The following is a 20,249-nucleotide window of genomic DNA, read 5'->3' on the forward strand; positions in this document are numbered from 1 at the left end:
TCGCCACAATTCATCACCAGCCTTCTGGCTACAACATCCGCTCCAGGCCGACCATGTTGCTGAGCCATGAATTGAAATGCTGCCACCAGGTTCCCGGTTCTTTGGTCAACGTGTGCAGCTTGCCGTCATCTTCGGTGACCCAGACGATCTGACCCTTTTCCAGTCGGGCCTGATAGCTGAGGGGCGGCGCCATACCCTCCAGTGCCAATTCGCGTACCCGTCCGGCGAGCTGCGGGTTGTCCACCAGGACCCCGACTTCGGTGTTCCACAGTATTGAGCGCGGGTCGAAATTGAACGACCCGATGAAGGCTTTCTGTCGGTCGAAAATCATCGCCTTGCTGTGCAGGCTGGAGTCGGAACTACGGGAGGTGTTGCTTGCGCTGTAAAACTGGCTTGGCTCGCTGCCGTTGTCACCGTTGTCGCCGGGCTGACGACGCAATTCGAACAATTGCACGCCGTGTTCCAGCAAGGCTTTGCGATAGGGTGCGTAACCACCGTGCGTGGCCGGTACGTCGGTGGCTTCCAGTGAATTGGTCAGCAAACTCACCGACACGCCGGCATCGGCGCGACCGGTCAGATACACCTGACCCGGTTGGGTGGGTACGATGTAGGGCGAGACCATGATCAGCTCCTTGCTGACCCCGTTGAGCTCGGGCGCCAACTGGGTGGTCAGCAGCAAGTGCGGCTCCGGCTCGCCCTTGGACAAGACCTTGCTCGGTGCGTCCCACAGCGCCTGGTTCCAGGCCCAGATAAGCTCCCGACGCCAGGCATCCAGGCGCGGGTGAGTGGTGTAGGCCATCAACTGCTGATAAAGCGCGTGGTTCTGTTTACGCGTTTCCTCCAGGGATTCGTCCAGTCGAGTCCGGGTGTTTCTCAGATCCCTGGCTGTCGGCTTGCTCGAGAGAAACTGTTCGATCGGCTTGCTCAGGGCGCTGTTCCAGTACTGGTCGAAGCTATGCCCCAACTGCTCTGCAACCGGGCCGACACTGAGCATGTCGATGTCGGTGAAATTGATGTTGGACTTGGCATCGAAATACTCGTCCCCCAGGTTGCGCCCGCCAACGATCGCCGCGCTGTTGTCCGCCACCCACAGTTTGTTGTGCATGCGCCGGTGTTGCAGCGACAGGTTGAAGAACCGGCCCATGGTTCGCGTAACGACCGTGCTGCGGCCCAGATGTAGCGGGTTGAACACGCGGATCTGAATCTTCGGATGTGCGGCAAGGCTCGCAATGATCTTGTCCAGGCCATCGCTGGTGGTGTCGTCGAGCAGAATCCGCACTCGCACGCCACGGTCGGCGGCGTTGAGCAGCTCGCTCACCAGTATTCGTGTGCTGATGCCGTCATGGACGATGTAGTACTGCAGATCGAGGCTGCTTTGGGCGTTGCGAATCAGCTCGGCACGGGCGGTGAAGGCCTCGGCGCTATCAGAGAGCAAGCGAAAGCCCGAGCGGCCCTGATGGGGGGCGGCCTGTGCCTGGATCGAGCGACCGAAGCTGGACTGGGTCGCCGGCAGTGCCTGGCTAGGGGTTTTTTGTGCATCGTACGTGGCGCAACCGCTCAAGCACACGCTGAGCAACAGGAGAAAAGCCAGGGTTGGTCGGTAGCTCAAGTCGGATGTCTCGCATCACGGCAAAGCCTAAGTATGGCACGGCTTTCCGAAGTGAGGCGTCAACGGGGCGAACAGAACGAGGCGTGGCTTGAATTTGTAACTTTACGTCAGGGTTAAAGTTGAAATGATCGCAAGTGAGTTTAGGCGGGATGTAATAGTTTCGGGTTTAAAGATTGCGATTTTAGTTGGGTGTTGTTTTAAATTTTTTGAATTGATTTCAATGGAGTCAGTGATAGAGGGTACCAGGCTTTAGCCGGAGGATATCCTCGCGGTCGAGTATTTAGAGGGTGGCGCGAAAGTCACATAGAGTTCGACGAAGATGCTTCCAGTTTTTTCGGATAACTCCTTGCAAACCTTGACCCAAAAAGCTACGAGCTTTTGAGACTAACCCTCTGGCTATTAACGAGTATTCCTACAGATAAAGCTTACGCTCCTCCGCGATGATCGCTTGGCTTGATTTGCTATCGGACTTTTTTCGTATGCAAAGCCTGTGATTGATATCTGTCTAACAAGGAATTTAATAATGAAAAAGCTGTTTTTAGTCGCGGCGATGGCTGTTGCTGTTTCTCCCGTAATGGCATCGGCGGCCAGTGTCGGTTTGACCGTTACAGGCAATATTGTTCCAACTTCCTGTACGCCAAGTTTCGCTGGCGGTACTAACGTTGACTTGGGCCAGATCACTTTAAGTTCGCTGAGTCCTACGGCTCAAAACAACCTGCCAGAACATGATATTTCCCTGAATATCCGCTGCGATGCCCCGGCCGCCGTTGAGTTCGGTGTGAAAGACAACCGTGCCGCGACTAAGGCTCCGAACCTGGTCTTCAGCCCTACAGGGTTTATCGGTGAAAATCTTTACTACGGCTTGGGTAACGCCGGCAGCTCTGGCGTGGGTCTCGGTGGGTTTGGCCTGCGGGTTGGCAAGGCCACGACGGACAATCATGAGCGGACGTTCCTGGTTCGCACTCCAGACAACCTGAGCTGGCGCGTGCCTGGCAGCCGCATGGTCTCGAACTTCCCGACCACTTACTCCTGGGGCCTGAATTCGGCTTCCGGTCCAGCCGCAGCGCTGGTACATACTTTTGAAATGAAAGTGGCCGCCGCCATCCGGCCCACCCGTCAACTGCCGGCGGCCACCACCTCGTTCAAGGTCGATGGTTCGGTGATTTTCGACGTGTTCTACCTCTAAGACAGATTTTTCAGGACGGCGACGGCTGATTTCCTGAACACAACCTGGTTTCAAACCGGGCGATAGAGATGGCTGCTGCCAGCGCAGAAGCAAGGGCGCTGCAATAGCCCGCTGAATCTCTATCGCCACGTCCCCTCGTCAAAAGAGCACAGCCTCGACGCACGTTCCAAACCGGATCGCTGCGTTGATACGCCTGGAAATCATCATGTATTCATTGAAAAAGCAGATCGAGCTTGGTGCGTTGATAGCAATTGGTTTGTCGATTTCGTCGGGCGCAATGGGCGTTGGCATGGTGCCGGAAGTGCCGGTACTGCTGGTGGAAGAGTCCCTCGGCGAAGCCACGATCAACGTCAAGAACACCGATGATCAACCCGCGCTGTTGTATACCGTTATCGAGAACACGCCCGAGGACGAAGAAAGTCTGTTGGTACTGAGTCCGCCTGTGGCGCGGGTCGAAGCCGGTGGAGCACAGCAGGTCCGGTTCATACTGCAAAGCAGCAAACCGCTCGAAACCGAGCGCCTCAAGCGTGTCATCTTCGAAGGCATCCTGCCGAAAACCTCAAAGAGTGATGCTCAGATAGCCCTGGGTGTGCGGCAGAACATTCCGGTGATCTTGCGTCCGGCCAATCTGCCGGTCGAGGCTGAACCCTGGAAGCGTTTGAACTGGTCGCTGCACGGCGCTCAGCTAAAGGTCAAAAACCCCAGCCCTTATGTCGTTCGACTGTCCAAATCCGTCAGCGTCATGCCATCTGGCGTGATGCTGGATTTGCCGCGAACCTATGTTTTGCCGGGTGAAGAGCTTGTGCTGGCGGGCGCCGCATTATTGGCCTCAAGCACGACGGTACGTCTGTCCCCCGCAACGACCTACGGTTTCGCGGTGGGCACTTATGACGCGCCGCTGGTCGTCAAGTAATGTTCGGCACTCGTGGGGCGAGGGTGGCGCTTGTCGCCGGAATGACCTACGGCGTGACGGTTTGTGATCGAGCCCTTGCCGACGAGCGTGTGGCGTTCGACGCCGAAGTGCTGAAAGACCGAGGGATTGACCCGAAACTGGCGCAGTACTTCAGTTTGGCACCGCGATTCGAGCAAGGTCTGCGGCGAATAGCGCTGGAAGTCAACGGCGTGGCAAAGGGGCGTGCGCTCGGCAGGTTTTATGAAAACGGTGACCTGTGTGTCGACATCGGGTTGCTGGCAGGTGGTGGCATTCGTGTTCCCGATCGCCTCTCGCAGGAATCGGGCAAGGGCGCTTGCGTGCTGTTCAGTACAGCGTTTCCGGATGGGATTGCCCGGCTCGACCCGGGCAAGGAACAGGTCAGTCTGCTGGTGCCCACGCACTTGTTGGCGTCTTCGGGGCCGGGCCAGCGCAGTTTCTCCAATGGTGGCGTCGCGGGCCTGTTCAACTATGACGCGTTGGCGGTCAGCAGTCAGTTCAATGGCCAGTCGAGTCAGTATCACAGCCTCAACTCCGAAGTCGGCCTGAATGCCGGGGATTGGATTTTTCGGAGCCGCCAATCGTACGCTTCGTTTCAGGGAGTTACTCGCTTTGAGCATCTGAATGCCTATGCCGAACGGACCCTGGAAAGCTACAAAACCCAGATGCAGTTGGGTCAACTCACCCTGGCCACGCCACTGTTCGCTGGAGGGACGTATACCGGGGTTCAGTTTCTGCCTGAATCTGCGCTCGCATTGGAGAACGAAGGGTTTGGTGCCGGGTCTGCCGTCGAAGGCATTGCTTACTCGCCGGCTCGAGTGGAGGTGCGGCAAAACGGCGCAATGATCTACACCACCGTCGTCCCCGCTGGACCTTTCACCCTCAGGGACCTGCCACTGTTGAGCTACAACCTTGATCTTGACGTGACGGTGAATGAGGAAAATGGTTCGCGGCGACGATTCACCGTGCCTTCTGGGAGCTTGCGCAGAGGGACTGGCAGTTCGAGTGCCAGTTATTCATTGGCTTTCGGTCAGGTTCGCCGAACAACTGGCGATAATCGCGAAGCCCCGACATTTGCCACGCTCAGCAATGACTGGCAATGGCGGCCAGGTACGCAGTTGGGTGTCGGAGTAATGGGGGCCAGCGACTATCAATCGATCGGTTGGGGGATCCATCAAGCGCTGACTGATCAAACCACGGTCAGTGCTCAGCAGGTGGTCTCTGGCGTGCTGACCTCGAAAACGCGTGGCGCTCAGTTTCAAGCAGCGCTCAGTACCGTTTTCACCCCCTCATTGTCTGCAAGCCTGACGGCCTCGCAGCAATCCGAAGGTTTTCGCACGTTGTCGGACACTGCCTGGGATCAAACGCTTGATCGGCCCGAGTCTCGCGCCAGCCAGCAGTTGGGGGCTTCGTTGAGCGGTACTACCACACAGTCAGGAGCGTTTGGCGCTGTATTGTCACGCAATGCCACGGTCAACGGTGAGGCGCAATCACGCCTGGGCCTTTCCTGGTCGCGCGCGTTCGGGGAGGTGAGCCTTTCAGCCAATATGGAACGCAGCTTCGGTGGCCAGACAAACAATGCATCAGGCACGGGCGCTTACCTCTCGCTGAGCATGCCGCTGGGTGCTCAGCGTAGCTTGAGCACTTATGCACGGCGCGATGACCGCGCCGGATTGAGCAGTGGGGCGCAGTTGAGTGAGCAAGTCAGCGACACACTGGCCTATAGCATTGCTGCCGACCGTGACGAAAACGGCGCCACAGGCATCAATGGGCGCGTCAACCTGTTGCCGCGCTACACCCGTGCAGCTCTGGGTTACTCACACAGTGGCTCCGGGTCCAAGACCTATGACGTCGCCTTGCGTGGCGGTTTGGCGGTCCACGCGGATGGAGTCACACCGTCGCCCTATCCCCTGCGCGACACGTTCGGACTGGTGAAGGTAGGGGAATCGGCGGGTGTCAAAATACGCACTTCACAGGGGCCGGTCTGGACAGACGGTGCCGGGCGTGCCATGGCGGCCAGTCTGCCGGCCTACCGCAACACCAAAGTAGAGATCGAAACGGCCAGCCTGCCGCGTAGCGTCGACGTGCTCAATGGCTATCAGGAGGTCGAGGCCGGACGTGGTTCGGTCCAGGTATTTGATTTCGCGCTCGTCAGCGCCCGGCGCGTATTGCTCGTAGTGCATACGGTGCAAGGCCAGCCAGTGGCCAAGGGTGTGGCGGTCTACGCCGGTGAAAAATACCTGACGACAGTGGTCGACGCCGGAAAGATTTTTCTGCTCGATGCGCAGAGCGAGATGCAATTGCAGCTGGCGTTGACCGAGGGCGACACGTGCAACGTGACCCTGAAACTTGCCCAGACGCCCTCTGAGTCCTCAGCACTTTTCGAGACAGCTGAAGCGGTTTGCGAGGTGGGGTGATGTCTATAGTTCGATTAAAGGAGCGCCCATGAAATCAGCGGTATTCAGTTATTTTCCCGGCATCTTGCGTGCGGGCTCCCGCACCTTGGCGCTTGGCGTTTTGCTTTCATCTCCCTTCGTTCAGGTACAGGCCGCCGACCGTTGCACGGCTGCGCTGTTGCCGGCACTGCTGGACTTTGGGTCGACCACTCGCGGGGCCTTGCTGGAACAGTCGACGGGCAGTGCTTCAGCAAGCTTTGGCAGCCGGCGCACCAGTCTTCAGGTGCAGTGCGCAGAAGCGATGCCGATGACGCTTATGCTGGAGGCATCGGCGGCGAATGCCCAGCTCTATCGATTCTCGGAGGGGACATTACAGGTACGGATCCTCCGTGCTCAACTGGACGGCCTGACGGTGGATTGGGTCCGCAAGGGTGAAGAGGGCACGCCCAACCCCTGACACGTTAAGGCCTGGCGACCGAATGATGCCGTGGCGCAACGGTACGGTGGCGGCAGGTCAGCGACTGGTTCTGGAGCTTGAGCTTGAGGCGCGAGTCAGCCAAGAGGCGACGCAGGTTCGCGACGTGACCCGGTTTGAAAGTCGCGGCAGTTTTGTGGTCAATTGATGTGACAGCAGGGTCAGTCGCTCACACCGTCGATGTCTGCCAACAGCCTGATTGCTGCCGCGCCGACCTTGCGTACAGCATCCTCGATCTGCGGCGTTGGCTTGGCGGCGTAGTTCATCCGCAGGCAATTGCGGTATTTGCCGGAGGCGGAAAAAATACTTCCGACGGCAATCTGTACGCCTTGATCGTGCAGTGCGCGATTCAGTTTCAGGGTATCGAAGCCCTCCGGCAGTTCGACCCAAAGCATGAAACTGCCCTGAGGACGGCTGGCGCGGGTACCGGCCGGAAAATAACGGCTGACCCAATCGATCATCACGTCGCGATTGCGTTGGTATTGGGTGCGCATCCGCCGCAAATGCGGTTCGAAGTGCCCGGACTTGAGGAATTCGGCAATTGCGATCTGCGGTTGCGGCGCGGTAGAGCCGGTGCTGATGTATTTCATGTGCAGCACCCGTTCCAGATACCGTCCCGGCGCCACCCAGCCAATGCGCAGCCCCGGCGCCAGGGTCTTGGAAAAGGAACTGCACAGCAGGACGCGGCCGTCTTCGTCGAAGGATTTGATCGTGCGCGGGCGCGGGTACGTGTAGGCCAGTTCGCCATACACATCGTCCTCGATGATCGCTACGTCGAAACGCTGTGCGAGTGTCAACAACGCGCGTTTGCGCGATTCGGGCATGATGTAGCCCAGCGGGTTGTTGCAGTTGGGGGTCAACTGTATGGCCTTGATCGGCCATTGTTCCAAGGCCAGTTCGAGGGCATCGAGGCTGATCCCGGTGAGCGGGTCGGTGGGGATTTCCAGGGCTTTCATGCCCAGACCCTTGAGGGTTTGCATGGCGCCGTGAAAGCTTGGCGAATCCACGGCGACAATGTCGCCCGGCTCGCAGATAGCACGGATGCTGGTGGACAGCGCTTCATGGCAACCCGTGGTGACCACCAGGTCGCTGGCGCTCAACTGGCAGCCGGAATCCAGCATCAGGCGGGCGATCTGTTCGCGCAGTTCGAGGGTGCCGTAGATATTGTCGTAATACAGACCGGGCATGTCCTGCCGCCGGCTGATTCGCGCCAGGTTGCGCAGCAGCGGTTTCATGGTCGGCGAGGTGATGTCCGGCATGCCGCGACCCAGTTGCACGACATCTTTGCGCGGGACAGCGCGAATGAGTTCCAGCACCTGATCCCACTGGGAAATATCCACCGGGCGCTGCGCCGGGCGGCCAATGGCCGGCAGCTCCGGCAGCTCGCGACCCACCGGAACGAAGTAGCCGGATTTGGGTTTCGGTGTCGCCATGCCGCTGTCTTCCAGCACGCGATAGGCCTGTTGCACCGTGCTCAGACTGACGCCGTGTTCAACACTCAGCGCACGCACTGACGGCAGCCGGTCTCCGGGGCGATAGAAGCCCTGTTCGATACGCGTGCCGAGCAGTTCGGCGAGGTTGACGTATAGGGTCATGGCGCAGTCTCGGTGTGGGTGATTTGGTGAACCAGTACAGATAAGTTGAAAATATTGGATTCAGACGCTGAAACGCAAAATCTGTATGGAGTTAATACAGTCCCGTTGAATCTGTAATGCTTTTTGCCGTCCGCGCATCATGAAAGCTCTGGCTACCCAAGTAAACAGGAGCAATCAAAATGAACGGCTTGAGCGATGTGCGGCTGACGTTACGCAGTCAGGAACTGGCGGCAGGGCAAATCAACGGTGCACGCGAGGCGGTCATGCGCAACGCACCGTCCGGCCTGAGTCGCTGGGGTCTGTTCTGGCATCGTCTGCACACGCGCAAGGTGTTGCTGGAGCTCACGACTGAGCAGCTTGAGGACGTCGGGTTGAGTCGGGAGCAGGCGCGAGAGGAGGGGCTTAAACCCTTCTGGCGGATCTGAGTCTTGTGGTGTCCTTGCGGCCGCCATCGCGGGCAAGCCTTGCTCCTACAGGTCATGCGTCATTCTTGAGATCAACACCAACCTGTAGGAGCAAGGCTTGCCCGCGATGGCGTCGCTACAGGCGCTGAAAACTTTTCAGACCAACTCTTTAAGCCGATGCCACAACATTCCCAACGCCAACAACGGCGAGCGCAAATGCCTACCGCCAGGGAACGTGATATGCGGCACCTTGGCAAACAGATCAAACCCGCCACCCTGCTGACCACTGATAGCCTCAGCCAACAACTTCCCCGCGAGGTGCGTGGCATTCACGCCATGACCGGAATAAGCCTGGGCGTAATACACATTCGGCTGATCCTTTAACCGCCCGATCTGCGGCAGACGGTTGGCGCCAATGCCGATCATCCCGCCCCATTGATAGTCGATTTTCACCCCGGCCAGCTGCGGGAAAACCTCCAGCATCTTCGGCCGCATGTACGCGGCGATGTCCTTCGGGTCGCGACCTGAGTAATGGCACGCGCCGCCAAACAGCAAGCGTCGGTCCGCCGAGAGCCGGTAGTAATCCAGCGCCACCCGTTGATCGCAGACCGCCATGTTCTGCGGCAGCAGCGAGTGAGCCAGCGTTTCACTCAACGGTTCGGTGGCGATGATGTAGCTGCCGGCGGGCAGCACCTTGCCGCCAAGTTCGGGATTGAGTTCATTGAGGTAGGCGTTGCAGCCCAGCACCAGCGTCTTGGCGCGAACCGAGCCCTGAGCGGTATGGACCTTGACCTCGGGGCCGTAATCGATGCGAGTGACTGCCGATTGTTCGAACAACTTCACTCCCAACTGTTGCGCGGCCGCCGCTTCACCCAGCGCCAGGTTGAGCGGATGAAGGTGCCCCGATCCCATGTCGATCAAGCCGCCGACGTAGCGGTCGGATCCTACGACTGAGTGCATTTCGCTGGCTTGCAGCAGCCGGGTTTCGTAACGGTAACCGAGACTGCGCAGCTCCTCGGCGTCTTCGGTGAAACCTTCGAGGTCTCGGGGCTTGTTCGCCAGATCGCAATAGCCCCAAGTCAGATCGCAAGGAATCTGAAAACGCTCGACGCGCTGTCGGACGATTTCCACTGCTTCCAGGCCCATGAGTTTCATCTGACGCACACCGTCCGCACCGACCACGTTAGTGAACTGATCGAGGCCGTGGCCGACGCCTCGAATCAACTGCCCACCATTGCGTCCGCTGGCGCCCCAACCGATTTTGTGGGCTTCGAGCAGGATCACACTGAAGCCGCGTTCGGCCAGTTCGAGCGCCGTGTTCAACCCGGAGAACCCGCCACCGACCACGCACACGTCAGCCACCAGGTCGCCTGTGAGCACCGGATGATCGGGCTGCGGCAGGCTGCTGGTGGCGTAGTAAGAAGCAGGGTGCTGGTGGTTCGGGGCCGGTTGCTGAGCACGGGCATTCATGTGCGTGTTCCTGATTCTTGTGTTTAGAAAATTTGACGGAGCATAAGCCGGACCTTCGGATGCGGGCAACACTGGTCGGTTGGTGCTGTCTGGATCGGGGCTTTTGCGTCAGAATCCCGCTCTATTTCGCTTTTGGTTCCCGCTTCGATGAGCTGCAACAGTCAGAAAATTCGCACGCTACGGCAGCAGATTCCCTCGTTCGAGTGCGTGCCCGGCTGCCATGACTGCTGTGGGCCGGTGACCACCTCACCGGAAGAAATGTCCCGCCTGCCGCGCAAGACCCGGGCCGAGCAGGATGCGGCGATGGATGAGCTCAACTGTGTGCACCTCGGGCCCAACGGCTGCACCGTGTATGACGAGCGGCCGCTGATCTGTCGACTGTTCGGCACCACCAAGACCTTGCCGTGCCCGAATGGGCGGGGACCGGTGGAACTGATTCATCCGCGGGTGGAGAAGCAGATTCACGAGTACATGGCTTCAACGCGGCAGGTCCTCGTCTAAGAGAAGACCGAGTCGCCTGTAATCGCTAGCAGGCTAGCTCCCACACTGGATCTGTATCATGCACAGAATGTGTGTCCGCTGCAGATTAACTGTGGGAGCGAGCCTGCTCGCGATGAGGCCTGAACAGACGCCACAAGTCTCAATCCGGAATCGGCAGGCTCAAGCTCTCTTTCACCTCTTCCATCACGATGTAGCTCTTGGATTCGCGCACATGCGGCAGCTTGAGCAGGATGTCGCCCAGCAGTTTGCGGTACGAGGCCATCTCGGAAATCCGCGCCTTCACCAGATAGTCGAAATCCCCTGACACCAAATGGCACTCCAACACATGGGGAAGCTTCAGGACCGCGCGTCGGAACTCTTCGAAAGTATCGCCGGATTTGTAGTCGAGACTGATCTCGACGAATACCAGAAGACTACCCTTGAGGTGCTGCGGATTCAGCCGGGCGTTGTAGCCCATGATGATCCCTTCGCGCTCCAGCCGCCGGACCCGCTCGGTACACGGCGTGGTCGAGAGCCCGACCTTTTCCCCCAGCTCGGTGAAGGAGATGCGCCCGTCCGCTTGCAGAATCCGCAGGATGTTGCGGTCGATCTTGTCCAGCTCACGTTTGGTCTGAGTGTTGGTACGCATAGGGGATGCGCCTCCGTGAAAAGCGTTTTTGCCGAGAATTCTCGCCAAATATAGGCACTTATATAGTGAAAAGCACTGCCTAATCTTTTTTACACTGCGCACATCAATGCTCGACAACTACGAACGTCAGCGGCAAGCCGCGATGAGGGATATGAAAATGCGCGTTATGGTCTTGGGTAGCGGCGTCATCGGTACCACCAGTGCTTACTATCTGGCGCGTGCCGGGTTTGAAGTGGTGGTCGTGGACCGTCAGCCGGCCGCTGCCATGGAGACCAGTTTCGCCAACGCCGGGCAGGTCTCGCCGGGTTATGCCTCGCCGTGGGCCGCGCCGGGTGTGCCGCTCAAGGCCATCAAATGGCTGCTGCAGCGCCACGCACCGCTGGCGATCAAGGCCACCGCCGACATCGACCAGTACCTGTGGATGGCGCAGATGCTGCGCAACTGCACCGCCAGCCGTTATGCGGTGAACAAGGAGCGCATGGTCCGTCTGTCCGAGTACAGCCGTGACTGCCTCGACGAACTGCGCGCCGAAACCGGCATTGCCTACGAAGGCCGTAGCCTCGGGACTACCCAATTGTTCCGCACCCAGGCTCAACTCGACGGCGCCTGGAAAGACATCGCCGTGCTGAAAGAGTCCGGCGTGCCGTTCGAACTGCTCGACCGCGCCGGCATTGCCCGTGTCGAGCCGGCGCTGGCCAGCGTCACCGACATCCTCGCCGGTGCGCTGCGCCTGCCGAATGACCAGACTGGCGACTGCCAGATGTTCACCACCCGCCTGGTCGAAATGGCTACCAAACTGGGTGTGGAATTCCGCTTCGACCAGGACATTCAGCGCCTCGACTACGCCGGCGACCGCATCAATGGTGTCTGGATCGACGGCAAGCTGGAAACCGCTGATCGCTACGTGCTGGCGCTGGGCAGCTACTCGCCGCAACTGCTCAAGCCGCTGGGCATCAAGGCGCCGGTGTATCCACTCAAGGGTTACTCCCTGACTGTGCCGATCACCAACCCGGCGATGGCCCCGACTTCGACTATCCTCGATGAGACCTACAAGGTCGCGATCACCCGTTTCGACAACCGCATCCGCGTCGGTGGCATGGCTGAAATAGCCGGTTTTGACCTGTCGCTGAACCCCCGTCGGCGTGAAACCCTGGAGATGATCGTCAACGACCTCTATCCTCAGGGCGGCGATCTGGCCCAGGCGAGTTTCTGGACCGGTCTGCGTCCGACCACTCCGGACGGCACGCCGATCGTGGGTGCTACGCCGTTCAGCAATCTGTTTTTGAACACGGGTCACGGCACGCTTGGTTGGACCATGGCGTGCGGTTCCGGTCGCTTGCTGGCCGATCTGATGGCGAAGAAAACGCCGCAAATCAGCGCCGAAGGCCTCGATATTTCCCGTTATGGAAAAAAACTTCAGGAGTCTGCAAAACATGTCAATCCAGCGCCAGCTCACCAATGAGCGCATGAGCCAGATCGTAGTCCACAGCGGTACCGTGTATCTGGCAGGGCAGGTCGGCGACGATATGAACGCCGGGATTGAACAGCAGACCCGTGAAACGCTCGCCAACATCGAGCGTTTGCTGGATCTGGCCGGGACCGACAAGAGCCGTTTGCTGTCGGTGACGATTTACTTGAAAGACATTGATGCACACTTTGAAGGCATGAACGCGGTCTGGGACAAGTGGCTGCCAAAAGGCGTCGCCCCGGCCCGTGCCACTGTTGAATCGAAGCTGTGCGAACCGGAAATCCTGGTTGAGCTGTCGGTTGTCGCCGCTCTGCCATAAACGTCTGAAAAATCCCTCTCCCGGTGCTACTGGCGGTTCACGCCGTCAGCCAGCGCCGGTTTTTCTTCACATGACCGCCTAGAAGTCTGCCGCCATGCGTCCAGCCCGTGCCCTGATCGACCTTCAAGCCCTGCGTCACAACTACCAAATCGCCCGTGAAGTCACGGGGGTCAAGGCCCTCGCGGTGATCAAGGCCGATGCCTACGGTCATGGCGCGGTGCGTTGCGCCCAGGCGCTGGAAGCCGAGGCGGACGGGTTTGCCGTGGCTTGCATCGAAGAAGCATTGGAGCTGCGAGCCGCGGGCATTCGTGCGCCGGTGTTGCTGCTGGAAGGTTTTTTCGAGGCCGATGAGCTGTCGTTGATTGCCGAGCATGACTTCTGGTGCGTGGTGCATTCGCTGTGGCAGCTCGAAGCCATCGAGAACGCTGCACTGAGCAAGCCGATCACGGTCTGGCTCAAGCTCGATTCGGGCATGCATCGGGTGGGCTTGCATCCAAAGGATTATCAGGCGGCCTATCAACGGCTGCTGGCGTGCGGCAAGGTGGCGAAGATTGTTCTGATGAGCCACTTCGCCCGGGCCGATGAGCTGCACAGTCAGGCCAGTGCCGAGCAGGTCGCGGTGTTCGAAGCGGCGCGTCAGGGCTTGTCGGCCGAGGTCAGCCTGCGCAACTCGCCGGCAGTGCTCGGTTGGCCGCAGATTCCAAGTGATTGGGTTCGCCCGGGCATCATGCTCTACGGCGCGACTCCGTTTGAAGAAGCCAATGCCGTGGCGTCCCGCCTGCAACCGGTGATGACCCTCGAATCGAAAGTGATTTGCGTGCGTGAACTGCCGGCTGGCGAGCCGATCGGTTACGGCGCCACATTCATCACCCAGAAACCGATGCGCGTGGGCGTGGTGGCCATGGGTTACGCCGATGGCTACCCACGTCAGGCACCTACCGGTACCCCCGTGATGGTTGCCGGACAGCGCAGCCAGTTGATTGGCCGGGTGTCGATGGACATGCTTTGTGTCGACCTGACCGATATCCCGCAAGCCGGCCTGGGCTCGACTGTCGAGTTGTGGGGCAAAAACATTCTCGCCAGTGACGTGGCGGCGGCTGCGGGCACGATTCCGTACCAGATCTTCTGCAACCTGCGCCGGGTGCCAATGCTCTATTCCGGGGCTTAGGCCAAAGCGTCCCGACCGGAAGTCGCTTCACCGAACAGGATTCAGGTCCAAGTGTTGTAAATACTGAACGCTGTCGCCATGATATCGCTCAATATTCAAACAACCTGAATCCCTGGAGGCTCCAGCATTGGACGTCGGTGAACGACTGCAATCCATCCGTAAGCTCAAAGGACTTTCCCAGCGTGAACTCGCCAAACGCGCGGGCGTCACCAACAGCACCATTTCGATGATCGAGAAGAACAGTGTCAGCCCCTCGATCAGTTCGCTGAGGAAGGTACTGGGCGGGATTCCCATGTCCATGGTCGAGTTCTTTTCCGAAGAGATCCTGCAGGAAAAACCGACTCAGATCGTCTACAAAGCCAACGAGCTGATCGATATTTCCGATGGTGCAGTGACCATGAAGCTGGTCGGCAGGGCTCATCCGAGCCGGGCCATCGCGTTCCTCAACGAAATCTACCCGCCAGGCGCCGACACCGGTGACGAAATGCTCACCCATGAGGGCGAGGAAACCGGGATTTTGCTCGAAGGTCGACTTGAACTGGTGGTGGGGCTTGAAACTTTTGTGCTCGAAGCCGGCGACAGCTACTACTTTGAAAGTACTAAACCGCACCGTTTTCGTAATCCGTTCGATGCGCCAGCGCGACTAATCAGCGCAGCTACCCCGGCGAATTTCTAAGAAAAGAGGCGTCCCGCGAGTATTGCGGAGGTGCCCGAGTTGTTTTTCCGCCACGCATAAGACCCCTTCGACTTTAGGGTTGTTTCAGTGTGGCGGGCTTACCGTTATACTTGCGCCCGCCTGCGAACCGTGGCCGTGGGCGTGACTAGCCACCATTGAGGGTGAACGCGTGAATCTAATTATGAAAATGCTGGCCGTACCAGCAACCGTATTGGCCCTTTGGGCAGTCAACGCACAAGCTGCAACGAACGACGATATTGCTAAACGCCTTGAGCCAGTCGGCCAGGTTTGCGTTCAGGGTAAAGAGTGCAAGGGGATGGAAGTCGCTGCTTCTGCGGGCGGTGGAGATGCCAAGACCCCTGACTCAGTGATTGCAAAACATTGCAACGCTTGCCACGGCACCGGCCTGTTGGGCGCACCGAAAGTCGGTGATGCCGCAGCCTGGGGCGAGCGCGCCAAGAAAGAAGGCGGCCTTGACGGCTTGCTGGCGAAAGCGATCTCCGGCGTCAACGCGATGCCACCAAAAGGCACCTGCGCCGATTGCTCTGATGGCGATCTCAAGGGCGCCATCCAGAAGATGTCCGGCCTGAAGTAAGCCTTCATCTTCAACAAAAAACCGCTTTCGAGCGGTTTTTTTGTGTCTGCGATTTACGCCTGAGACTGTTCATTGCAGCAAAGACCCGGCAAGCTCGGTCCAACCCCAATTCACGGAATGTAAGGGAGGATCAGATGGTGCAGCTGTGTTCTATCGAGCAAGCGGTCGATGATGTCCTGGCGCGGTTGCCGGCGCATATCCACATGGGCCTGCCCCTTGGTCTGGGCAAGCCCAACCATTTCGTCAACGCGCTGTTTCAGCGCATCGCGCAGTTGCCCGAGCGGCAGCTGACGATCTACACCGCCCTCTGCCTGGGCCGTCCTTCCTTGGGCGACGGTTTGCAAAAGCGCTTTCTTGAGCCCTTCATCGAGCGGGTTTTCGGCGACTATCCTGAACTGGATTTCCTGGCCGACCTGCATCGCGACAGCCTGCCGTCCAACATCCATGTTCAGCAATTTTTCATGCAGCCCGGCAGCCTGATCCATAGCGCACAGGCCCAGCAAGACTACGTCAGCAGCAATTACAGCCACGCCGCTCGAGACATCAACGCCGCCGGATTGAACCTGGTGGCGCAATTGGTGGCCAGCCACAGCGAACATCCCGACCGCCTGAGCCTGAGCTGCAACCCGGACATCACCCTCGACCTGTTCCCCATGATCGCCAAGCGTCGGGCGGCGGGGGAGACGATCCTGCTGGTGGGCCAGGTGCACAACGATTTGCCGTACATGCCCGGCGATGCCGAAATCGGTATCGACACGTTCGACCTGCTGATCGACGAGAAGGACAGCACCACGCTGTTCTCCACACCGAACATGCCGGTGGGTTTCCAGGATCACTTCATCGGGCTGCACGCCAGCACGCTGGTGCGCGACGGCGGCACCTTGCAGATCGGCATCGGTGCCATGGGCGATGCGCTGACCGCGGCGCTGCTGGCGCGGCAGGCCGACAATGACGGTTACAAGGCGTTGCTGGCGGACGTGAATCTCAGCCAGTGGGCGCAACTCATCGACCGCGAAGGCGGCGTCGAACCTTTCGCCAAAGGCCTTTACGGTTGCAGCGAAATGTTCGTCAACGGCTTGCTGGTGCTGGCCGACGCCGGGATCATTCGGCGCAAAGTCTACCCGGACGTGCCGACCCAGCAGCAGGCCAATGCCGGCACCCTCGACGAAGCCGCACAAACCGACGGCATTAGCGTGCATGGTGGGTTTTTCCTCGGCCCGCGCAGTTTCTATGAGCGCCTGCGCGAGCTGCCGCAAAGCAAGCGGCTCGAATTCAACATGACCCGCATCAGCTACATCAACGAGCTCTACGGTCAGGAAGAACTCAAACGCTTGCAGCGCCTCGATGCGCGCTTCATCAACACCTCCTTCACAATGACCCTGCTTGGCGCAGCCGTATCCGATCAGCTCGAAGACGGGCGGGTGCTGAGCGGTGTCGGCGGGCAATACAACTTCGTCGTCCAGGGCCATGCGCTGGAAGGCGCGCGTTCAGTGTTGCTTCTGCGCAGCTGGCGCGAATCGGGCGGTGAGGTCAGTTCGAACATCGTCTGGGAGTACGGCCATTGCACGATCCCGCGACACCTGCGAGACATCGTGGTCACCGAGTACGGCATCGCCGATCTGCGGGGCAAGACCGATGCGGCGGTGATCGAGGCGTTGCTGAACATCAGCGATTCACGTTTCCAGTTGGGGCTGATCGAGCAGGCTCAGGCCGTCGGCAAGTTACCGAAGAGTTTCCGTATTGATCCACGGTTCGCCGACAACAGTCCGCAGCGCTTGCAGGCCATTCAGGCACGGCATCCGCAGTTGTTTCCGGAGTATCCGTTGGGCTGTGATTTCACCGCTGAGGAGCGGGACTTGCTGCGGGCGCTGAACTGGTTGAAGAGCAAGTTCAAGCTCTCGGAGATTCTGGAACTGGGCAAGGCTGCGTTGGATGCGCCAGAACCTTCATCGTTTCCCGAACATCTGGAACGGATGCAGCTGGCCAAGCCGGAAGGGCTGAAAGAGGATTTGTTTCAGCGGCTATTGCTCACCGGCCTGAAAGCCACCGCGCAGTAACAGCCGACACAAAACCCTGTAGGAGCCGAGCTTGCTCGCGATGAGGCCATAACATTCAACATCAATATTGACTGTCCGGCCGCCATCGCGAGCAAGCTCAGCTCCTACAGGTTCGGTGGTGGGGCGTTATTCGATGAAGGTCACAACGCCGCCAGCCAGCGACTGCACGCGAGCCAACGATTCAACGCGATAACCCTGAGCATCCAGTTCCGCACGGCCGCCCTGGAACGACTTCTCGATCACGATACCCAGACCCGCGACGGTAGCGCCGGCCTGTTTGATGATCGAGATCAGCGCTTGCGACGCCTTACCGTTGGCCAAAAAGTCATCGATGATCAGCACGCGGTCGCTGCTGGTCAGGTGGCGCGGGGAGATCGCCACGGTGCTTTCGGTCTGCTTGGTGAACGAGTAAACGGTCGCCGACAGCAGGTTTTCGGTCAGGGTCAGGGACTGATGCTTGCGTGCAAAAATCACCGGCACGCCGAGGTTCAGACCGGTCATGATCGCCGGAGCAATGCCCGAGGCTTCGATGGTGACGATCTTGGTGATGCCCGAATCCTTGAACAGCGTGGCGAATTCGTCGCCGATCAGCTTCATCAGGGCCGGGTCGATCTGGTGGTTCAGAAAGGCGTCGACTTTCAGGACCTGATCGGAAAGCACGATGCCTTCTTCGCGAATTTTCTTGTGCAGTGCTTCCATGAAGCGTTCCTCTAAGGACGGCTATGCGTCTAAGGCTGGTTAAAAAGTAGTCGATTCTAGCGCTTTAACATCGCGCGTATGTCCGCCAATGCGGTATTGCCGCGAACAGCTTTGACTTCAACGGGTGTGTCGTCGGTGCCTTCCCAGGCCAGGTCGTCCGGCGGCAGTTCATCGAGGAAGCGGCTCGGTGCGCAGTCGATGATCTCGCCGTATTGCTTACGCTTGGCGGCGAAGGTGAAGGCCAGCGTCTGACGCGCGCGGGTAATTCCGACGTAGGCCAAGCGACGTTCTTCTTCGATGGTGTCGGCTTCGATGCTGGAACGGTGCGGGAGGATTTCCTCTTCCATGCCCATGATGAACACGTAAGGAAATTCCAGGCCCTTGGAGGCGTGCAGGGTCATCATCTGCACACCTTCGGCACCGTCTTCCTCTTCCTGCTGGCGCTCCAGCATGTCGCGCAGGACGAGTTTGCCGATGGCGTCTTCGACGGTCATCTCGCCTTCTTCGTCTTTTTCGAGGGTGTTCTTCAACGCCTCGATCAAGAACCAGACGTTACCCATGCGGTAATCAGCGGCCTTGTCGCTGGAGCTGTTGGTGCGCAGCCAGTTCTCGTAGTCGATGTCCATGACCATGCTGCGCAGCGCCGAGATCGGGTCTTCGCCGGCGCACTGCTCGCGGACCTTGTCCATGAAGCGCTTGAAGCGCGACAGTCGATCGGTAAAGCGCGCATCCAGATGTTCGCCCAGGCCGATTTCGTCGGTGGCGGCGTACATCGAGATTTTGCGTTCGGTGGCGTAGTTGCCAAGCTTTTCCAGCGTGGTCGAACCGATCTCCCGGCGTGGGACGTTGATCACTCGCAGGAAGGCGTTGTCGTCGTCCGGGTTCACGATCAGGCGGAAGTAGGCCATCAGGTCTTTCACTTCCTGACGTCCGAAAAAGCTGTTGCCGCCGGACAGGCGATACGGAATCTGGTGGTGTTGCAGCTTTAGCTCGATCAGCTTGGCCTGGTAGTTACCGCGGTACAGAATCGCGAAATCGCTGTAAGGCCGATCCGTGCGCAAGTGCAGGGTCAGCAGTTCCACGGCCACGCGCTCGGCTTCGGCGTCTTCGTTGCGACAGCGGATCACGCGGATTTCATCGCCGTGGCCCATCTCGCTCCACAGCTGCTTTTCGAATTCGTGCGGGTTGTTCGAGATCAGCACGTTGGCGCATCGCAGGATGCGGCTGGTGGAGCGATAGTTTTGCTCCAGCATCACCACTTTCAGCGACGGGTAATCGTCCTTGAGCAGCATCAGGTTTTCTGGGCGGGCGCCGCGCCAGGCATAGATCGACTGGTCGTCGTCGCCGACCACGGTGAACTGGTTGCGTATGCCAATGAGCAGCTTCACCAGCAAATACTGGCTGGCGTTGGTGTCCTGGTATTCGTCCACCAGCAGGTAGCGGACTTTGTTCTGCCATTTTTCGAGGATGTCGGCGTGTTCCTGGAACAGCTTCACCGGCAACAGGATCAGGTCGTCGAAGTCCACCGCGTTGAACGCCTTTAGCGTGCGCTGATAGTGGGTGTAGACGATGGCGGCGGTCTGTTCCTTGGGGTTGCGCGCGTTTTCCAGGGCTTCGGGCGGCAGGATCAGGTCGTTTTTCCACGAGCCGATCATGTTCTTGATCTCGTCGACGCCGTCGTCGCCCGAATATTCCTTCTGCATGATGTCGGTCATCAAGGCTTTGACATCGGTCTCGTCGAAGATCGAGAAACCTGGCTTGTAGCCCAGTCGCACGTGTTCCTTGCGGATGATGTTCAGGCCCAGATTGTGGAAGGTGCAGACGGTCAGGCCGCGGCCTTCGCCGCCCTTGAGCAGGGTGCCGACCCGTTCCTTCATCTCGCGCGCGGCCTTGTTGGTAAAGGTCATGGCGACGATGTACTGGGCGCGAATGCCGCAGTTCTGGATCAAGTGGGCGATCTTGCGCGTGATCACGCTGGTCTTGCCGGAGCCAGCACCGGCGAGCACCAATAGAGGGCCGCCGACGTAGTTCACGGCTTCTTGCTGCCGGGGATTGAGTCGGGACATACGAAA

General features: G+C 59.1%; 19 protein-coding genes. 13 read left to right on the plus strand and 6 right to left on the minus strand.

The features are described from left to right. Positions 1-28: 28 nt before the first annotated feature. A complete protein-coding gene (locus ACYZUA_RS03270; protein ID WP_461962057.1) occupies positions 29-1,609 on the minus strand; it encodes a phospholipase D family protein in 1,581 nt (526 codons plus the stop codon). 523 nt (positions 1,610-2,132) lie between these two features. Here ACYZUA_RS03270 and ACYZUA_RS03275 point away from each other — a divergent pair. From ACYZUA_RS03275 to ACYZUA_RS03295, 5 genes are all read left to right on the plus strand, one after another. Further along, on the plus strand, positions 2,133-2,795 hold the full coding sequence (locus tag ACYZUA_RS03275) for a DUF1120 domain-containing protein (RefSeq protein WP_461962058.1): 663 nt from the start codon (positions 2,133-2,135) through the stop codon (positions 2,793-2,795). A 205-nt stretch (positions 2,796-3,000) separates the two neighbouring features. Next, complete coding sequence (locus ACYZUA_RS03280; protein ID WP_461962059.1) at positions 3,001-3,708, plus strand: fimbria/pilus chaperone family protein; 708 nt, start codon at positions 3,001-3,003, stop codon at positions 3,706-3,708. Further along, a complete protein-coding gene (locus ACYZUA_RS03285) occupies positions 3,708-6,143 on the plus strand; it encodes a fimbria/pilus outer membrane usher protein (RefSeq protein WP_461962060.1) in 2,436 nt (811 codons plus the stop codon). The genes ACYZUA_RS03280 and ACYZUA_RS03285 overlap by 1 nt, the downstream gene beginning before the upstream one ends. Positions 6,144-6,171: 28 nt before the next feature. Then, positions 6,172-6,579 (plus strand): hypothetical protein, encoded by a 408-nt coding sequence (locus tag ACYZUA_RS03290; protein ID WP_461962061.1) that lies wholly within the window; start codon positions 6,172-6,174, stop codon positions 6,577-6,579. Positions 6,580-6,601: 22 nt separating this feature from the next. Continuing rightward, positions 6,602-6,745 carry a hypothetical protein gene (locus tag ACYZUA_RS03295; RefSeq protein WP_461962062.1) on the plus strand — a complete coding sequence of 48 codons (144 nt, stop codon included), beginning with the start codon at positions 6,602-6,604 and terminating at the stop codon, positions 6,743-6,745. Between the two features lie 13 nt (positions 6,746-6,758). Here ACYZUA_RS03295 and ACYZUA_RS03300 read toward each other — a convergent pair whose 3' ends face one another. Beyond that, complete coding sequence (locus ACYZUA_RS03300; protein ID WP_461962063.1) at positions 6,759-8,192, minus strand: aminotransferase-like domain-containing protein; 1,434 nt, start codon at positions 8,190-8,192, stop codon at positions 6,759-6,761. A gap of 179 nt (positions 8,193-8,371) precedes the next feature. Here ACYZUA_RS03300 and ACYZUA_RS03305 point away from each other — a divergent pair, with 179 nt between their 5' ends. After that, positions 8,372-8,617, plus strand: coding sequence for a DUF1127 domain-containing protein (locus tag ACYZUA_RS03305; protein WP_461962064.1), 246 nt, complete (start codon positions 8,372-8,374; stop codon positions 8,615-8,617). 135 nt (positions 8,618-8,752) lie between these two features. On the opposite strand, the gene ACYZUA_RS03310 is transcribed toward ACYZUA_RS03305, so the two are convergent. Next, a complete protein-coding gene (locus ACYZUA_RS03310) occupies positions 8,753-10,066 on the minus strand; it encodes an NAD(P)/FAD-dependent oxidoreductase (RefSeq protein ID WP_461962065.1) in 1,314 nt (437 codons plus the stop codon). A gap of 147 nt (positions 10,067-10,213) precedes the next feature. Here ACYZUA_RS03310 and ACYZUA_RS03315 point away from each other — a divergent pair, with 147 nt between their 5' ends. Beyond that, positions 10,214-10,567, plus strand: a complete 354-nt coding sequence (locus ACYZUA_RS03315; RefSeq protein WP_007947437.1) for a YkgJ family cysteine cluster protein — start codon at positions 10,214-10,216, stop codon at positions 10,565-10,567. 139 nt (positions 10,568-10,706) lie between these two features. Here ACYZUA_RS03315 and ACYZUA_RS03320 read toward each other — a convergent pair whose 3' ends face one another. Further along, positions 10,707-11,195 carry an Lrp/AsnC ligand binding domain-containing protein gene (locus ACYZUA_RS03320; RefSeq protein WP_003177284.1) on the minus strand — a complete coding sequence of 163 codons (489 nt, stop codon included), beginning with the start codon at positions 11,193-11,195 and terminating at the stop codon, positions 10,707-10,709. A 157-nt stretch (positions 11,196-11,352) separates the two neighbouring features. Here ACYZUA_RS03320 and dadA point away from each other — a divergent pair, with 157 nt between their 5' ends. The 6 genes from dadA to ACYZUA_RS03350 all read left to right on the plus strand — a co-directional run bounded on the left by dadA (position 11,353) and on the right by ACYZUA_RS03350 (position 17,478). After that, on the plus strand, positions 11,353-12,657 hold the full coding sequence (dadA, locus tag ACYZUA_RS03325) for a D-amino acid dehydrogenase (RefSeq protein ID WP_074880408.1): 1,305 nt from the start codon (positions 11,353-11,355) through the stop codon (positions 12,655-12,657). Further along, positions 12,629-12,982, plus strand: coding sequence for a RidA family protein (locus ACYZUA_RS03330; protein ID WP_008150191.1), 354 nt, complete (start codon positions 12,629-12,631; stop codon positions 12,980-12,982). The genes dadA and ACYZUA_RS03330 overlap by 29 nt, the downstream gene beginning before the upstream one ends. Positions 12,983-13,076: 94 nt before the next feature. Next, positions 13,077-14,150 carry an alanine racemase gene (gene alr / locus ACYZUA_RS03335; protein WP_461962066.1) on the plus strand — a complete coding sequence of 358 codons (1,074 nt, stop codon included), beginning with the start codon at positions 13,077-13,079 and terminating at the stop codon, positions 14,148-14,150. A gap of 127 nt (positions 14,151-14,277) precedes the next feature. Then, positions 14,278-14,826: a cupin domain-containing protein gene (locus tag ACYZUA_RS03340; protein WP_008150195.1), complete on the plus strand. Its 549-nt coding sequence runs from the start codon at positions 14,278-14,280 to the stop codon at positions 14,824-14,826. A 169-nt stretch (positions 14,827-14,995) separates the two neighbouring features. Continuing rightward, positions 14,996-15,421: a c-type cytochrome gene (locus ACYZUA_RS03345; protein WP_461962067.1), complete on the plus strand. Its 426-nt coding sequence runs from the start codon at positions 14,996-14,998 to the stop codon at positions 15,419-15,421. Positions 15,422-15,555: 134 nt separating this feature from the next. Beyond that, positions 15,556-17,478 (plus strand): acetyl-CoA hydrolase/transferase C-terminal domain-containing protein, encoded by a 1,923-nt coding sequence (locus ACYZUA_RS03350; protein ID WP_461962068.1) that lies wholly within the window; start codon positions 15,556-15,558, stop codon positions 17,476-17,478. A 126-nt stretch (positions 17,479-17,604) separates the two neighbouring features. Here ACYZUA_RS03350 and ACYZUA_RS03355 read toward each other — a convergent pair whose 3' ends face one another. Then, the gene (locus tag ACYZUA_RS03355; protein ID WP_020799401.1) at positions 17,605-18,177 is read right to left on the minus strand and encodes a xanthine phosphoribosyltransferase; all 573 of its coding nucleotides are present in this window, start codon (positions 18,175-18,177) and stop codon (positions 17,605-17,607) included. Between the two features lie 56 nt (positions 18,178-18,233). Continuing rightward, entirely contained in the window at positions 18,234-20,243 is a 2,010-nt protein-coding gene (rep, locus tag ACYZUA_RS03360; RefSeq protein WP_046045059.1) for a DNA helicase Rep, read from the minus strand. Positions 20,244-20,249 lie beyond the last annotated feature (6 nt).

It is taken from the genome of Pseudomonas sp. LS2P72, from assembly GCF_054897865.1.

Excerpts from the sequence above, each read along its gene's own strand:
- ACYZUA_RS03275 (WP_461962058.1), top strand. The coding sequence starts at position 2,133 with ATGAAAAAGCTGTTTTTAGTCGCGGCGATGGCTGTTGCTGTTTCTCCC.
- ACYZUA_RS03280 (WP_461962059.1), top strand. The coding sequence starts at position 3,001 with ATGTATTCATTGAAAAAGCAGATCGAGCTTGGTGCGTTGATAGCAATT.
- ACYZUA_RS03285 (WP_461962060.1), top strand. The coding sequence starts at position 3,708 with ATGTTCGGCACTCGTGGGGCGAGGGTGGCGCTTGTCGCCGGAATGACC.
- ACYZUA_RS03290 (WP_461962061.1), top strand. The coding sequence starts at position 6,172 with ATGAAATCAGCGGTATTCAGTTATTTTCCCGGCATCTTGCGTGCGGGC.
- ACYZUA_RS03295 (WP_461962062.1), top strand. The coding sequence starts at position 6,602 with ATGATGCCGTGGCGCAACGGTACGGTGGCGGCAGGTCAGCGACTGGTT.
- ACYZUA_RS03300 (WP_461962063.1), bottom strand. The coding sequence starts at position 8,192 with ATGACCCTATACGTCAACCTCGCCGAACTGCTCGGCACGCGTATCGAA.
- ACYZUA_RS03305 (WP_461962064.1), top strand. The coding sequence starts at position 8,372 with ATGAACGGCTTGAGCGATGTGCGGCTGACGTTACGCAGTCAGGAACTG.
- ACYZUA_RS03310 (WP_461962065.1), bottom strand. The coding sequence starts at position 10,066 with ATGAATGCCCGTGCTCAGCAACCGGCCCCGAACCACCAGCACCCTGCT.
- ACYZUA_RS03315 (WP_007947437.1), top strand. The coding sequence starts at position 10,214 with ATGAGCTGCAACAGTCAGAAAATTCGCACGCTACGGCAGCAGATTCCC.
- ACYZUA_RS03320 (WP_003177284.1), bottom strand. The coding sequence starts at position 11,195 with ATGCGTACCAACACTCAGACCAAACGTGAGCTGGACAAGATCGACCGC.
- dadA (WP_074880408.1), top strand. The coding sequence starts at position 11,353 with ATGCGCGTTATGGTCTTGGGTAGCGGCGTCATCGGTACCACCAGTGCT.
- ACYZUA_RS03330 (WP_008150191.1), top strand. The coding sequence starts at position 12,629 with ATGTCAATCCAGCGCCAGCTCACCAATGAGCGCATGAGCCAGATCGTA.
- alr (WP_461962066.1), top strand. The coding sequence starts at position 13,077 with ATGCGTCCAGCCCGTGCCCTGATCGACCTTCAAGCCCTGCGTCACAAC.
- ACYZUA_RS03350 (WP_461962068.1), top strand. The coding sequence starts at position 15,556 with ATGGTGCAGCTGTGTTCTATCGAGCAAGCGGTCGATGATGTCCTGGCG.
- ACYZUA_RS03355 (WP_020799401.1), bottom strand. The coding sequence starts at position 18,177 with ATGGAAGCACTGCACAAGAAAATTCGCGAAGAAGGCATCGTGCTTTCC.
- rep (WP_046045059.1), bottom strand. The coding sequence starts at position 20,243 with ATGTCCCGACTCAATCCCCGGCAGCAAGAAGCCGTGAACTACGTCGGC.